The sequence below is a fragment of the Flavobacterium sp. U410 genome, from assembly GCF_053570605.1.
Genome location: NZ_JBSEFI010000001.1, coordinates 255,572 through 269,924, shown reverse-complemented (window position 1 = coordinate 269,924; position 14,353 = coordinate 255,572). Strand labels below are relative to the sequence as shown.

General features: G+C 32.9%; 15 protein-coding genes. 10 read left to right on the top strand and 5 right to left on the bottom strand.

Annotated features, from left to right (window positions below; genetic code table 11):
• Positions 1-17: 17 nt before the first annotated feature.
• Both ACUSJC_RS01290 and ACUSJC_RS01285 read left to right on the top strand, forming a co-directional pair.
• A complete protein-coding gene (locus tag ACUSJC_RS01290) occupies positions 18-266 on the top strand; it encodes a helix-turn-helix transcriptional regulator (RefSeq protein ID WP_449267741.1) in 249 nt (82 codons plus the stop codon).
• A gap of 109 nt (positions 267-375) precedes the next feature.
• Positions 376-993, top strand: coding sequence for a recombinase family protein (locus ACUSJC_RS01285; RefSeq protein ID WP_449267740.1), 618 nt, complete (start codon positions 376-378; stop codon positions 991-993).
• A gap of 180 nt (positions 994-1,173) precedes the next feature.
• Here the strand turns inward: ACUSJC_RS01285 and ACUSJC_RS01280 are convergent, their stop codons facing one another.
• From ACUSJC_RS01280 to ACUSJC_RS01270, 3 genes are all read right to left on the bottom strand, one after another.
• Positions 1,174-2,403: a type II toxin-antitoxin system HipA family toxin gene (locus ACUSJC_RS01280; protein WP_449267739.1), complete on the bottom strand. Its 1,230-nt coding sequence runs from the start codon at positions 2,401-2,403 to the stop codon at positions 1,174-1,176.
• A 9-nt stretch (positions 2,404-2,412) separates the two neighbouring features.
• Positions 2,413-2,694: a helix-turn-helix domain-containing protein gene (locus ACUSJC_RS01275; protein WP_449267738.1), complete on the bottom strand. Its 282-nt coding sequence runs from the start codon at positions 2,692-2,694 to the stop codon at positions 2,413-2,415.
• Between the two features lie 249 nt (positions 2,695-2,943).
• Positions 2,944-3,120 carry a CAL67264 family membrane protein gene (locus tag ACUSJC_RS01270; RefSeq protein WP_170108217.1) on the bottom strand — a complete coding sequence of 59 codons (177 nt, stop codon included), beginning with the start codon at positions 3,118-3,120 and terminating at the stop codon, positions 2,944-2,946.
• A gap of 463 nt (positions 3,121-3,583) precedes the next feature.
• On the opposite strand from ACUSJC_RS01270, the gene ACUSJC_RS01265 reads away from it, so the two are divergent.
• Together ACUSJC_RS01265 and ACUSJC_RS01260 are read left to right on the top strand one after the other, a co-directional pair.
• Entirely contained in the window at positions 3,584-4,696 is a 1,113-nt protein-coding gene (locus tag ACUSJC_RS01265; RefSeq protein WP_449267737.1) for a serine hydrolase domain-containing protein, read from the top strand.
• A 12-nt stretch (positions 4,697-4,708) separates the two neighbouring features.
• Positions 4,709-5,266: a DUF1697 domain-containing protein gene (locus tag ACUSJC_RS01260; RefSeq protein WP_449267736.1), complete on the top strand. Its 558-nt coding sequence runs from the start codon at positions 4,709-4,711 to the stop codon at positions 5,264-5,266.
• Between the two features lie 55 nt (positions 5,267-5,321).
• On the opposite strand, the gene ACUSJC_RS01255 is transcribed toward ACUSJC_RS01260, so the two are convergent.
• The gene (locus ACUSJC_RS01255; RefSeq protein WP_449267735.1) at positions 5,322-7,298 is read right to left on the bottom strand and encodes an alpha-ketoacid dehydrogenase subunit alpha/beta; all 1,977 of its coding nucleotides are present in this window, start codon (positions 7,296-7,298) and stop codon (positions 5,322-5,324) included.
• 194 nt (positions 7,299-7,492) lie between these two features.
• Between ACUSJC_RS01255 and ACUSJC_RS01250 the strand changes: the two genes are divergently transcribed.
• The 3 genes from ACUSJC_RS01250 (at position 7,493) to ACUSJC_RS01240 (ending at position 9,812) form a co-directional block, all read left to right on the top strand.
• A complete protein-coding gene (locus ACUSJC_RS01250; protein ID WP_449267734.1) occupies positions 7,493-8,443 on the top strand; it encodes an isopenicillin N synthase family dioxygenase in 951 nt (316 codons plus the stop codon).
• A gap of 129 nt (positions 8,444-8,572) precedes the next feature.
• Positions 8,573-8,905 (top strand): translation initiation factor, encoded by a 333-nt coding sequence (locus ACUSJC_RS01245; protein ID WP_449267733.1) that lies wholly within the window; start codon positions 8,573-8,575, stop codon positions 8,903-8,905.
• Positions 8,906-8,945: 40 nt separating this feature from the next.
• A complete protein-coding gene (locus tag ACUSJC_RS01240) occupies positions 8,946-9,812 on the top strand; it encodes a nucleoside phosphorylase (protein ID WP_449267732.1) in 867 nt (288 codons plus the stop codon).
• A gap of 120 nt (positions 9,813-9,932) precedes the next feature.
• Here ACUSJC_RS01240 and ACUSJC_RS01235 read toward each other — a convergent pair whose 3' ends face one another.
• Positions 9,933-10,736 (bottom strand): AraC family transcriptional regulator, encoded by an 804-nt coding sequence (locus ACUSJC_RS01235; RefSeq protein WP_449267731.1) that lies wholly within the window; start codon positions 10,734-10,736, stop codon positions 9,933-9,935.
• Positions 10,737-10,902: 166 nt separating this feature from the next.
• Between ACUSJC_RS01235 and ACUSJC_RS01230 the strand changes: the two genes are divergently transcribed.
• From ACUSJC_RS01230 to ACUSJC_RS01220, 3 genes are all read left to right on the top strand, one after another.
• A complete protein-coding gene (locus tag ACUSJC_RS01230) occupies positions 10,903-12,414 on the top strand; it encodes a succinate CoA transferase (protein ID WP_449267730.1) in 1,512 nt (503 codons plus the stop codon).
• Positions 12,415-12,508: 94 nt separating this feature from the next.
• Entirely contained in the window at positions 12,509-13,357 is an 849-nt protein-coding gene (locus ACUSJC_RS01225; protein ID WP_449267729.1) for a substrate-binding domain-containing protein, read from the top strand.
• Between the two features lie 28 nt (positions 13,358-13,385).
• Positions 13,386-14,321: a transglutaminase gene (locus tag ACUSJC_RS01220; RefSeq protein WP_449267728.1), complete on the top strand. Its 936-nt coding sequence runs from the start codon at positions 13,386-13,388 to the stop codon at positions 14,319-14,321.
• Positions 14,322-14,353: the final 32 nt, after the last annotated feature.

The window sequence follows — 14,353 nt, the reverse complement described above, 5'->3', positions numbered from 1 at the left end:
TTCCACTTTAAACAAAAATGGATAATAAAGATTTAAAAATACTTTCGGAAACTATACGAGATTTGAGAAAAGAGAAAAACTTATCTCAACGAAAATTAGGACTGAAAATTTTGAAAGACCAACAAAGTATCCATAAGTTAGAAAAGTCAAATTTCAACCCTACTTTTTTATATCTTCTTGAAATATGTCAAGGACTTGAAATTAATCTTAGTGATTTAATTTTAGAATTTGAAAGACGAAAAAACAACGATCCACAAGAACAATAAATCAACTTTTTTGTATCATTCTTATTTTGTATCATTTTAATCTTTAAAGATGAGGTTATTTGATACGTTATCCGTATCTTTATAATATAAAATATTAAATTGACACAAGATGAAAGTAGTTATATATTCCCGAGTTTCGACACAAACACAAGATAACAGAAGACAAATTGAAGAACTAAAAGAATATTCCTTAAAAAACAATTATGAATTAACTAGCATTTTTCAAGAAACAATTTCGGGTTCAAAAAATAATGAAGAAAGAAAAGAGTTAATGAATATGATAAACTTTATTAAAGAAAATAATATAAATAAAGTTCTTTGTTGGGAATTATCACGTTTAGGCAGAAACACTATAGAGGTTTTAAAGACAATTAAAATCTTAAATGACAATTGTATATCACTTTACATTAAAAATCATAATATAGAGACTTTAAATGATAATTGTGAAGTAAATCCGATGTCCCAATTCTTAATTCAGATACTAACTTCTGTTTCAGAAATGGAACGAACTCAAATTAGACAACGAATTAAATCCGGATATGATAGTTATAGAAAAAATGGTGGAATTGTTGGCAGAAAAAACGGATATAAAAAAGATAATACTACATTCTTAAATGAAAATAAAGATGTAATTAAATTACTTAACCAAGGTTTATCTATAAGAAAAGTGATGAAATTAACTGATAAAAGTTCAGGAACTGTACAGAAAGTGAAAAAGTTAATATAATTCCCACTATTAAATCAAAACTTCCCACCTCAACGAAAAAAGTAATGTTATTTAATTTAATATCAAATATTTACATTAAATAGTATTACTTTCTTATCGTCTGACATATTTATTTTTATAATTTTTAATCATTTAAAGTTACAAATATACCTTTTATTTCAACGTTTGTCAATAATAGGACTATTGTTTTAACAACGATGAAATGGTATTATTGATTGAAGTTTGTGAATCGTAACTGACGTTACTTTCTTTTGCAAATTTATTCCATTTTGAAACTGAATCTTTAACTTGTTCGATGAGGAGTTTAGGTTGTTTCATACTAAAGTTTTTTGCTAATTCTAATAAATGCTCTTCTCGCGGTGATTTACTTTCACCTGCGATCATTGTACTATGAAAACCATGTGATGAATTTGAGAAAGTTAAATCGTAAGCAGGTGCTAATTGCCAATTACCTGTACTATCCATCATAAACGAGAAATTTTTACTGTGATCATCTCTATTGTGAGCGTATAGATTAAATGCTGCAAGTTTTAAAATTTTTTCATATCCTAATACGCTTCGCTCTAATCGAAAAGTAGCGTCCATTAGATGCCCGTAATCTAAATTACTTAATCGGAAATTATCATGTAATAGACCACTTGCTGAATGTAAATGCAATTTTTTATTTTCCACTCTATCAAAACGTTTGGTGCCAAAATAATATTTACCTGATTTACTTTGAAATAATTTACAATCACTCATTTCTATTCCGGCATCTTTTGCCATTAAGTGATAAGCATATTCAATATTTGCAATATCTTTTCTGTCAAAAGAAGAAGGAAATTTAATTATCCAATGTTCATATCCTGATGGTAATTCATGGCTTCCGTAAATGATATGGTTTTTCTTTGGATTATAACCTACCATTACTTTTGGTCTAGCTCCACCCGACGAACCTCCTAATAGATACAATTCTTCAAGTATAGCAGTGGTTTCTCCTTCTAAAATCAAATTAGCTTCTGTAGCAATAGTGTCAATATCTAACTCTTGATTGATATTTTTTTCAGCTTCAAAAGTTGGTTTGTATAACAATGCTCCCATACCTGTTGTTCCTACATAAGCTAATCGGTCTAAAGGTGTTAATTGAATTAAATCGATACCTTTTGAAAGTAAGTTTCTATCTAACAACAATTTTCCCCAACCATCAGGCAAAGAATCATTAAAAACGCCAAAAAGACCTTCAAAAGGATAATTATCTGCAGATACAATAGCATCAGTTAAAGGTAATTTGAAAGGAGATATTTGTAAATCGGATGCTATAAATTCTGAAGAATATTTAAAAAATATCTTTTTATTGCTTATCACAAGTTCTCCGACGTCTTTTACTGTATCTCCAAAGTCTATAACCACCGAAAGCTTTTCTATTTTCATCTGTATTACTTATTTTGAGCTAAATAATTTTTTAACTGCGGTTAAGTCTTCGTCTCTTTTAAAAATAGTTTCAAAATCTTGTAAAGCATTTAAAAGGTAAGCAAGTTTTAACAATGATTCTAATGCTATTTGCCCCGTTCTCTCAAATCGTTTTATAGTTCCCAATGAAACTCCTGAACGCGTGGCTAATTCTGCCTGCGATAATTTCAAAGACTTTCGTAATTTTTTATGATTTTCGGCTATTTCTTTTAATATATCCGACGGTAATTTTGCTACACTATATTTGTTCATTTTTTAGCTAAAATAATAACCAAATATAGTGATTAAAAACAAAAATAGCTAATATATTAGCTATTTTTGTTTAAGATTATACTAATCTTTTAGCAAAATGTATAATGACATCATCTTATTTTTCTTTTCATATAACTAACCATGTTTGTCATTGTCTAATGCATAACATTCATTCCTCAATAAACTGTTATTAAAAGAACGATATCTTTTCATTGTCAGTAATATGTTGAACTTCTTTTATTACTTCTACTAAACTCTTCCTTTTAAAGCATTGAATACCCAAGCAATTGCAAAAAAACCTATTCCAACAGCACCAAATCCCCAACCTGCAACATCATCATATCTATAGATTGCTAAACCGATAATCAAAAGTCCCATTAATATCATGATAAAAGTTGCCCAAGCTAAAACAGTGTTTTTATTCATTCTCATTTTTTAAAACATTTTTAAATAAGTATGCAAAGATACAAAACTTTATATCTCTGTCTATCTTGGAATTGAATAGAACTCATTTTTAATGCCTTTTGAAGATATAAAAAACGCTGTTTTTTGCTTAATCTTTTGAATTATAGTTTTCCTATTTAAATTAAAATCTACTCAATTAATTTAAGAAAAAGATTATAAATTAAAACTAATAAGTTTTGAATTTATCGGAATTCTTCTAATAATTCTTTTATATATTTTACACCGAATAACGTTCTAATTAAACGTAATACAACTTGATTAGCTACTATTATAACTATCTATCACTTCTAGATCCTACTTCATCAATCTGTCTCCTAAAATCCGAAAGTATTCGTATATTTGAGTTAGCCAGTGTTAAAAAAGAGTACTCTTTAATTAACACGTTATGTCCATTCTACGTTACTTTAAAACTAAGCTTCAAAAAATGAAGAAATTAAAATTACTTAAGTTTATTACATTAACATTATTACTTCTAACAACTTTAAATTCTTGTAAAATCACAAGGTTTGTAGTTTACAATTTTGCAGATATTAACGATTATAAAAAATTCCCTGTAAGAGATATTGAAAACGGAACTACTCAATTCACATTTCCCGTTGCTGCAAAAGGTAAATTTCCAAAAGAATTAAACATAAAGGGAGAAAGTTATCCTTTTGAAGAATATTTAGAAGACAACAAAACTGTTGCATTTCTGGTCATTCAAAATGATTCCATCCAATATGAAAAATACTGGGATAACTATGATGAAACATCAATAGTTCCTTCTTTTTCAATGGCTAAGTCAATTACTTCTATTTTAATCGGGTGTGCTATTGATGATAAACTGATTCAATCCGTAAGTGAACCCGTAACAAACTATATTCCTGAACTAAAAGAAAATAGCTTTGAAAAAGTAACTATCGAACATTTGCTACAAATGACCTCGGGACTTGATTTTAATGAAAGTTATTCAAATCCTTTTGGAGATGCGGCCACTTTTTATTATGGAACAAACTTGCGAAAAGCAATTGAAAAATTGAAACTGAAAGCCGAACCTGGAAAACAATTTGAATATGTTAGTGGCAATTCACAAATTTTAGGATTAGTCTTAGAAAGAGCATTGAAAAACAAGAGTATCACATCGTATCTCGAAGAAAAAATTTGGAAACCTTTAGAAATGGAATTTGATGCAAGTTGGAGTTTAGACAGAAATAAAGACGGATTAGAAAAGACATTTTGCTGTATTAACGCAAGAGCACGAGATTATGCTAAAATCGGAAAACTTTATCTGAACAAAGGAAAATGGAACGGAAAACAAATTATTTCTGAGGATTGGGTAAAAAAATCGACTCAAAACGATGCAACAAATGGAAGCGTTTGGTATTATCAGTACCAATGGTGGCTCCCCACTCAAACGGGAGATTTTATGGCGCAAGGAATTTTAGGACAATACATTTATGTTCATCCTGAAAAGAATCTGATTATTGTAAGACTCGGAAAAAAAACAGGAAAAGCAGATTGGTGGGAAATATTAACAACTTTAGGGCAAGCATATTAAAACAAGAATAAAATGACAACATATATATCAATTCTTCGAGGAATTAATGTTAGCGGAAAAAACATTATAAAAATGGATGCCTTAAAAACATTATACCAATCATTAGAATTCGATAATATTACAACATATATACAAAGTGGAAATGTTATTTTTACAAGTTCACTTTCCGATACAACTCTTTTAGAACAAAAAATATCGGAACAAATTAAAAGCAATTATGGGTATGAAATACCTGTTATTGTTATGAAATTTGAACAACTGAAACAAATAATAGAGAATAATCCGTTTTTAGAAGATAACAGCAATAATCCCGAATGGATGCACATTACGTTTTTATCTGCTACCCCAATAATGACAACTAGTAGTGCTATAGAGGAAAAAATACAAAACGAAGAAAAATTGTCTATTGCTAAAAATGCTGTTTATTTATACTGTCCAAAAGGTTATGGACAAACCAAACTGACAAATACTTTTCTGGAATCCAAATTAAAAGTAAAAACCACAACTCGAAATTGGAAAACAACAAATGAGCTCTTAAGGCTAGTCAAAGAACTAGACAATTCAATATAAAAACAGCTCCGAAAGTACTTGCTGGAGCTGTTTTTTTAAAGTTTTATTATCTCTTTTAGAACTTCAATAATTCTAATAATACTTCTTCAAAACGCTGTTTCGGTAAATATTGGTCTTCCAATACTTTCATAAACGGAATAGCCGATTCTAAACTGCCTACTCTTTGAACCGGAGCATCTAAATACTGAAAACAATTTTCCATAACCATTGCAGAAATATCGCTGGCAATACCGCCAAATAATGTATCTTCCTGTAAAATGATACAACGGCTTGTTTTTTTAACCGAATTAAAAATAGTTTCAGTATCCAAAGGTTGCAGCGTTCTTAAATCAATTAAATCAGCTGAAATTTCAGGATGTTTAGCCAATGTTTCCAAAGCCCAGTGCACTCCTGCTCCAAAAGAAACTATCGTCACCTGATTTCCTTCTTTCAACAAACTCGCCTGACCAAAAGGCAATGTATAATAATCTTTCGGCACATCTTGGTAAACACTTCGGTATAATTGTTTATGCTCAAAAAACATAACCGGATTCGGATCATTGATCGCCGTATTCAACAAACCTTTAGCATCAAACGGAAAAGCAGGATATACCACTTTTAAACCCGGAGTTTTGGTAAACCAAGCTTCATTAGTTTGTGAATGAAAAGGTCCGGCCTGAGTTCCGCCACCGCATGGCATTCGAACCACAACATCCGATTTTTCATTCCAACGGTAATGTTGTTTGGCTAATAAATTGACAATTGGGTTAAATCCGGTAGAAACAAAATCGGCAAATTGCATTTCCACTACTGCTTTATATCCGTTGACGGACAAACCATTAGCCGCAGACACAATGACACTTTCACAAATAGGCGTATTGCGAACGCGCTCTTTACCAAAAGCATCTACAAAACCATCCGTTACTTTAAAAGCACCGCCATATTCTGCAATGTCTTGTCCCATGATAACCAGATTATCGTGAACTTCCATCGATTGGCGCAAAGCCTGAGAAACAGCATCAATTAAACGAATATTTCCTGTTTCCGGATTATACGGAATATCTTTATAATCATACGATTGGTACACATCTCCCAATTCTTCTGTTAAAGAAGCTTCTAATTCGGGTTCTGCTTGCGTAATAGCCCAATTTTCGTCTATTTCCCTTTTAATTTCAGCTGCAATTTGTTCGTCTTGCTCATCATTTAAAACTGAAGTTCTCAAAAGAAATTCTTTAAAATTTTGCACCGGATCTTTCACCGCCCACATTTCCATTAATTCCTTCGGAACATATTTAGTACCACTCGCCTCTTCGTGTCCACGCATTCTAAACGTTTTAAATTCCAATAAAACCGGACGCGGATTCTCCTGAAGTGATTGTTTTAATTCCGTAATCTTATGAAATACTTCTAAAAGATTATTTCCGTCAAGAATATGACTTTCCATACCATAACCTACTCCTCTATCGGCTAAATTCTCACAGGCATATTGTTCGTTGGTTGGCGTTGACAGACCATATCCATTATTTTCAATCACAAACAAAACCGGTAATTTCCATACAGAAGCCACATTCAATGCTTCGTGAAAATCCCCCTCAGAAGTAGCTCCTTCACCTGTAAAAACTGCGGTTACTTTGCCATTTTGATGTAATTTATTGGCCAAAGCAATTCCATCAGCCACCCCCATTTGCGGTCCCAAATGCGAAATCATTCCGATAATCTTGTATTCTTGTGTACCAAAGTGAAAACTGCGGTCACGTCCTTTAGTAAAACCATTCTTTTTGCCTTGCCATTGCGAAAACAAACGATGTAACGGGATTTCTCGAGTCGTAAAAACACCTAAGTTACGGTGCATCGGCAAAATATATTCGTCTTTATCTAAAGCGGCTGTGATTCCTACAGCTATGGCTTCCTGACCGATTCCGGAAAACCATTTAGAAACTTTTCCCTGACGAAGTAGAATCAGCATTTTTTCTTCAATCAGTCTTGGTTTTAAAACCTTTTTATATAAATCAATTAGTTGTGAATTACTTAGATCTTTTCTATCAAAGTTCATTTGTTTTGGTTTTAGTTTACCCAAAAGTATAAAAAATAACATTTTAAGCACCTTTTGTTATAATAAATATTTCAAAACACTATCTACTGCAAAAAGCATTGTTAATAACTTTGGCATTTTGATATTAAAACATTTCTATATATTTGTAAAATAAAGCTTTTAAGCCGATTTAAGTTATTAACAAAAAACAAGTAATGCAAAAAATTCCAAGTGTTGACTTGCGTGATTTCCTATCGGATGACCCGGTACGCAAACAAAAATTTGTAAATGAAATCGGAAAAGCCTACGAAGAGATCGGTTTCGTAGCATTAAAAGGTCATTTCCTAGATGACCAATTGGTTGAAGATTTATATGCTGAGGTAAAACATTTTTTTGAATTACCTGTAGACGTTAAATCACAGTATGAAATCCCTGGAATTGGTGGACAACGCGGTTATGTTTCTTTTGGAAAAGAAGCTGCTAAAGGTCGTACAACAGGTGATTTAAAAGAATTTTGGCACTTTGGCCAATACCTGCCGGAAGGTTCTAAATACTTAGCGGAGTATCCGGAAAATGTTGAGGTTATAGAATTGCCTCATTTTAATGAAGTAGGTGAAAAAGCCTATAAAATGTTGGAAAAAACAGGAATTTATGTTCTAAGAGCTTTAGCTTTGTACGTAGGTTTAGACGAATTTTATTTCGACAAATTTGTAGCGGAAGGAAACAGTATTTTAAGACCTATTCACTACCCTCCTATTACGGAAGAACCGAAAGACGCCGTTCGTGCTGCTGCTCATGGTGACATTAATTTGATCACTTTATTAATGGGGGCTCACGGTAAAGGTTTACAAGTTCAAAACCATGCCGGAGACTGGATTGATGCTATTGCACAACCGGACGAACTAATGATTAACGTGGGCGACATGTTATCGCGTCATACGAACAATAAGTTGAAATCTACCATTCACCAAGTAGTAAATCCGCCTAGAGAATTATGGGTAACTTCTCGTTACTCCATTCCGTTCTTTATGCACCCGGTAAGTGAAATGCCTTTAAATTGTTTAGAGCATTGCATTGATGACAATCATCCTAAATTATATGATGATATTACAGCCGGAGAATTTTTACACGAAAGATTAGTAGAATTAGGCCTAATCAAAAAATAATTTTTTAGTTTTAATCATAAGAAAAAAGGCATTGAGTTTTTCTTAATGCCTTTTTTCGTTTGTATCACTTCGTTTTTTAAACGAAACTGCTAACTTTGTTATAAAGCTTTTGGCTATAAAATAGTAAAAATGGATTTACAAGATCAATTAAAAAAGTTATTTCCGGAGCATCAACCTTCTGAAGAACCGGAAATTGAAGATAATACACCTCACGAATTATTCGTTCAAAAAGAACCGATGATTTGTAAATATGAAAAACGAAAAGGAAAGCCTACAACCATTATTGAAGGCTACGAAGGTGAAGAAGAAGATTTCAAGATTTTAGCTAAAGAAATCAAAACCAAACTAAGCGTTGGCGGAAGTTTTAAAGATGGAGCGATTATCATTCAAGGTGATTATCGTGATAAAATTATGAAAATTTTACAAGAAAAGGGATTTAAAACCAAACGAGTTGGCGGATAAATCAGAACAAATCAAAAACAAACTAAATAAAATAACGAACATGATTGCAGCTTCAGAATTAATTTTAAACCCTGATGGCAGTGTTTATCACATTAACTTAAAACCTGAAAATATAGCACACGATATCATTTTTGTGGGCGACCAAAACAGAGTTGAAAAAATAACCAAACATTTTGATTCTATTGAATTTACCACTCAAAAACGTGAATTTAAAACACAAACCGGAATCTATAAAGGAAAACGTTTAACGGTTATGTCAACAGGTATCGGTCCTGATAATATTGATATTGTGATGAACGAATTGGATGCTTTGGTCAACATCGATTTAGCAACCAGAACCATCAAAAAGGAACTAACTTCGTTAAATATTGTACGCGTGGGAACTTCGGGGTCTTTGCAAGCAGATATTCCTTGCGATAGCAAAGTAATGAGTTTATATGGTTTAGGTTTAGATAATATGATTCATTCCTATATTATTGACGGTATCAACGAACCTGAAATGGAAAATGCTTTTATAACGCAAACCAATTGGGATTTAAGAAAAGGACGTCCGTATGTAATTAAAGGAAGCGAAACCTTGGCAAAAAAATTTGCAAGTGACCAAATATTTCAAGGATTTACAGGAACAGCCGGTGGATTTTACGGACCGCAAGGTCGTGTGTTGCGTTTACCGATACAAGATCCCGAATTGAATCATAAAATGGATAATTTTAATTTCAACGGAATTAAAATGACCAATCTTGAAATGGAAACCGGCGCTATTTATGGTTTAGGAAAATTATTGGGTCACCAATGTTTGTCTCTGAATGCTATTATTGCCAATCGCGCTGACGGAACATTTAGCGAAGATCCATACAAAGCCGTTGATAGCTTAATTGAATATACTTTAAATAAATTGGCTGAATAAGCTAGCTATAATTGTCAAAACAGAGCGAGAAATCTCATCACAATGCGACTTCTCGTTCTTTTTTTATAAATTTCAACTCTTTTACTAGATAAGAAGGCACAATTAAAAAATTAGCAATAATTATAACTTTCGCAATACTTCTACTCCGTTAATATATTCGGAAGGACGTTGTCCTAACAACTTATAAAAAGTATTACTAAAAGTAGGCACACTATTATAACCCACAGCAATGGCAACTTCATTTATCGTCATTTTCTTTTCGATCATCAATTCAATAGCTTTCAGCATTCTTTTAATGGTAAAAAACTGAATAAACGACATACCTAAATCTTTATGAAACAAACGATGTAAGGTTCGTTCGGTAAATCCATATTTTTTGGCCAAATCAGAAAACAATATTGGATCCTGATAATTTTTTTCCAAATGCTGAATGATTTTGATCAATCGGTTATCTTTCGGAAAAGGCAAAGCCAATGGTAAATTATTCACACAAATTTCAGGTAAAATCGCTTTAATTGCTTTAGCAATGGTATAATTTCGCGTTCCTTTTTTTAAATTTCCGTTCCATCTATTGGTAAACATCATCATTTGCAACAGTAAATCCGTCAAAGGATAAATCCCTTCCGTTTTATAAAACTCTACATCACTTTTCTCCATCGGAAAATACAGATTACGCATCATTACATCTTCCGAACTGGGATGAATACTGTGTTTTACTCCATTGGGAATCCACATAAAATGGCGCGCCGGCAAAAAATAAGTCTTAGTTTCGGTCGTCACATAAACAATTCCACCTTCTGTATATAATAATTGTGCCTTTTCATGTTTATGCGTCGGAATTAAGAGCTCTCCCATTAAATCATGATGACAATATATGCTATTTTCATCTACATCTACACTCTTTGTGTAATACTTTTCTACCATACTGTCCTACCTGTCTTAAATGAATATTAATTTGTCTTATAACAATAAAGCGACGTTAATAATTCTTTATAAAATTGTAATGTATTTATTAAAACAACCAAAACCCGATTAACTATTAATAAAATATCGATTTGTTTTTTAATAAATCGACAAAAAATTAATTAAAATGACATCTCAAAGAATATTATTTAAAGAGTACGAAGATAAGATAATTTCAGCTAAAGAAGCCGCTTTTTTAATAAAAGATAAAATGACTGTTGGATCAAGCGGATTTACCAAAGCCGGAGACAGTAAAGCGGTTCTTCCTGCATTTGCCAAAAGAGCTGAAAATGAAAACGTTGCGATTACTCTAATTACAGGAGCTTCATTAGGACACACTACTGATTCTGATTTGGCTAAAAACAATGCTTTACTTAAAAGAATGCCTTTCCAAGTTGATGCCACTCTTAGAGGTAAAATCAACAACGGTGATGTATATTTCATTGACCAACATTTAAGTGAAACTTCTGAATTATTAGTAAACGGTCATTTATCTAAATTAGATCTAGCCATTATTGAAGCTACTTATGTAGACGAAAACGGAAATATTATTCCAACAACTTCAGTGGGAAATTCGGCAACATTTGCACAAATGGCTGATAAAATCATCATTGAAATCAATACTGAAATTCCAATGGCTGTTAAAGGAATTCACGATGTTCACTTACCGGAAGCTTATCCCAACAGAAAGCCTTACGAAATTACTGCAGTAGATAGTAGAATCGGTAATGAGTACATCACGATTGATCCTAAAAAAGTAATTGGTGTAGTTTTCACCGACATTACTGACAGCCCTGCCCAGATTGCCCCACCAGACGAAAAAACGATTGCAATTGCTAATCACTTGGTAAAATTCTTTGAAGACGAAGTAAAATCGGGAAGAATGACCGAGTCTTTAATGCCACTTCAAGCCGGAATCGGTAAAGTAGCTAATGCTGTTTTAACAGGATTTACTAAAGGTGATTTCAAAAATTTAATCATGTATTCTGAAGTATTACAAGACAGTACTTTTGAATTAATTGATGCCGGTAAAATGGATTTTGCTTCGGCTTCTTCTATTACCGTATCTGAAGAATGTTATAAAAACTTAATGCAAAACTTTGACAAATACAAGGACAAAATTGTGTTAAGACCTCAAAATATCAGTAATGCCGCAGAAGTCATCAGAAGATTAGGCGTTATTGCCATCAATACAGCAATTGAGTTTGACATTTACGGAAACGTAAATTCAACTCACATCGGAGGAACTAAAATGATGAATGGTATTGGTGGTTCGGGAGATTTTGCTCGTAATTCCTATTTGAGCATCTTCGTAACCCAATCGGCTTCTAAAGAAAACAATGCTATTTCTCATGTGTTACCAATGGTTTCACACACAGATCACACAGAGCACGATGTTGACATTTTAGTTACAGAACAAGGTCTAGCCGATTTACGCGGTTTAGCGCCTAGAGAACGAGCTAAAGTTATTATCGAAAATTGTGTACACCCTGATTACAAAGAAGCAATTCAGGATTATTTTACAAGAGCATGTCAAAGAGGTGGTCACACACCGCACATTTTGGAAGAAGCTTTTGATTTCCACGTTCGCTTTAGAGAAACAGGTTCTATGAAAGAAAATAGTATGGTGTCAGTTTAATCATATTTTTGATTTGTTTTTTATTTATTTTTGTAACACAGACCCTAGCATTTTATGTTAGGGTTTGTTACTTTTATCCAAATTTGAACTAAAAATGAGCAAAACAATAAAAATAGCCGGAGTTCCGGAACACTTCAACTTACCTTGGCATCTTTGTATTGAAAACGGAGAATTTGAAGATTACGGTATTGATTTACAATGGACTGATGTGCCGGAAGGTACGGGAAAAATGTACCAAATGCTTCGCGACGGAGAAACCGATATTGCCGTAATTTTAACCGAAGGTATCGTGAAAGATATTGCAGCAGGAAATCCGTCAAAAATTGTACAAGTGTATGTCAAAAGTCCACTGATTTGGGGAATTCACGTTGCAGCAACATCGCACTATCAAAAATTGGACGATTTAAAAGGAACCAAAGCCGCTATTTCTCGCTTCGGTTCGGGTTCGCATTTGATGAGTTTTGTCAATGCGGAAAACCAAGGTTGGAACACAAACGAACTTCAATTTGAAATTGTCAATACCATTGACGGTGCTGTGGAAGCCTTAACTTCCGGCAAAGCCGATTATTTTATGTGGGAACGTTTTATGACGAAACCTTTGGTTGACAATGGAACTTTCCGCAGAGTGGCCGACTGCCCTACTCCGTGGCCGTGTTTTGTAATTGCTGTTCGCAACGAAGTTTTGGAAAATGATCCGGAAATTATCGAGCAAATCTTAGACATCATCAATACGACTACCGAAGAATTTAAAATGATTCCGAGTATCGATAGAACTTTGGCTTCCAAATACAATCAAAAGTTAGAAGACATTCGGGAATGGTTGGCTCTAACCAAATGGTCTCAACAAAAATTAGATGCAAAAACATTGGAAAAAATCCAAAACCGATTGTTAACGTTAAATATTATTGAAAAAAAATTACCTTTTGAAGCGATAGCTAAATAATTACTTAATTTTATCGTTTTAAAAGCAGATGATAACCCAAAAACCCAACATTCTTACTAAAATCAAAGAAAAGCTTTCGTTACCAAAGCCATGGGATACGGTTATCATTTTTATGCTTAATATTTTAATTGCAGTTCCGGTATTTTTAATAGCGCATCAAAACCTAATTGAACTCAACTGGCCTTATAATCTGGATCGGATTTTATTATTCATCCTCATTTTAGCCACTATTCAGCTTATTCTGCAAAGCTTAAAAACGATTATCATTTTATGCATCTTTTTATATTTAATTATTTTACTTTACGGAACTGCATTTGGTGATTACGGCTTTGATCGCGTTTTTGAAGATTATCGCTATATGATTTATTCCATGAAAGAAAGTCCGAAACCGCAAGATTTGATTATTTCGAAACTACTGCCTTTCCCTAATAAGTCTAAAATCATTGACGCTGTAGATTTCACCAATCCTAAAGTGCGAAATTTTGCATTAATGGCAACCACCAAACATTTTGAACAAGACGTAAAACAATATCCTTCCGATCGTAAACTCATTCAATGTTTTGCTGTTTTTGCTGAAATTAAAAAGCGTTGGAACTACGTGAATGATCCACAAGGGCGCGAATATATTGCGTATGCTTCCGAAAGTGTACTGCATTTTTCGGGCGATTGTGACGATCATGCCATATTAATGTCGGCTTGTATTAAAGCTGTTGGCGGAACACCAAGAATTATTCACACCGGCGGACATTTGTATCCTGAAATGCTCATTGGTAACAAAAGCGACTTAGAAACCGCTATTTACCTGATTAAAAAAGTACTTTTTGTACAGGAAAGTAAAAACCAACAAATTCATTACCACATTGACGAACGAGGTCAAATTTGGATGAATTTAGATTACACGGCAACCTATCCCGGCGGTCCTTTTATGAAAGAAGAGATTTTAGGGGAATTAACTTTTTATTGATAAAAGATTGCTAATGATTCGTTTTTGGTGTA

Excerpts from the sequence above, each read along its gene's own strand:
- ACUSJC_RS01290 (WP_449267741.1), top strand. The coding sequence starts at position 18 with ATGGATAATAAAGATTTAAAAATACTTTCGGAAACTATACGAGATTTG.
- ACUSJC_RS01285 (WP_449267740.1), top strand. The coding sequence starts at position 376 with ATGAAAGTAGTTATATATTCCCGAGTTTCGACACAAACACAAGATAAC.
- ACUSJC_RS01280 (WP_449267739.1), bottom strand. The coding sequence starts at position 2,403 with ATGAAAATAGAAAAGCTTTCGGTGGTTATAGACTTTGGAGATACAGTA.
- ACUSJC_RS01275 (WP_449267738.1), bottom strand. The coding sequence starts at position 2,694 with ATGAACAAATATAGTGTAGCAAAATTACCGTCGGATATATTAAAAGAA.
- ACUSJC_RS01270 (WP_170108217.1), bottom strand. The coding sequence starts at position 3,120 with ATGAATAAAAACACTGTTTTAGCTTGGGCAACTTTTATCATGATATTA.
- ACUSJC_RS01265 (WP_449267737.1), top strand. The coding sequence starts at position 3,584 with ATGAAGAAATTAAAATTACTTAAGTTTATTACATTAACATTATTACTT.
- ACUSJC_RS01260 (WP_449267736.1), top strand. The coding sequence starts at position 4,709 with ATGACAACATATATATCAATTCTTCGAGGAATTAATGTTAGCGGAAAA.
- ACUSJC_RS01255 (WP_449267735.1), bottom strand. The coding sequence starts at position 7,298 with ATGAACTTTGATAGAAAAGATCTAAGTAATTCACAACTAATTGATTTA.
- ACUSJC_RS01250 (WP_449267734.1), top strand. The coding sequence starts at position 7,493 with ATGCAAAAAATTCCAAGTGTTGACTTGCGTGATTTCCTATCGGATGAC.
- ACUSJC_RS01245 (WP_449267733.1), top strand. The coding sequence starts at position 8,573 with ATGGATTTACAAGATCAATTAAAAAAGTTATTTCCGGAGCATCAACCT.
- ACUSJC_RS01240 (WP_449267732.1), top strand. The coding sequence starts at position 8,946 with ATGATTGCAGCTTCAGAATTAATTTTAAACCCTGATGGCAGTGTTTAT.
- ACUSJC_RS01235 (WP_449267731.1), bottom strand. The coding sequence starts at position 10,736 with ATGGTAGAAAAGTATTACACAAAGAGTGTAGATGTAGATGAAAATAGC.
- ACUSJC_RS01230 (WP_449267730.1), top strand. The coding sequence starts at position 10,903 with ATGACATCTCAAAGAATATTATTTAAAGAGTACGAAGATAAGATAATT.
- ACUSJC_RS01225 (WP_449267729.1), top strand. The coding sequence starts at position 12,509 with ATGAGCAAAACAATAAAAATAGCCGGAGTTCCGGAACACTTCAACTTA.
- ACUSJC_RS01220 (WP_449267728.1), top strand. The coding sequence starts at position 13,386 with ATGATAACCCAAAAACCCAACATTCTTACTAAAATCAAAGAAAAGCTT.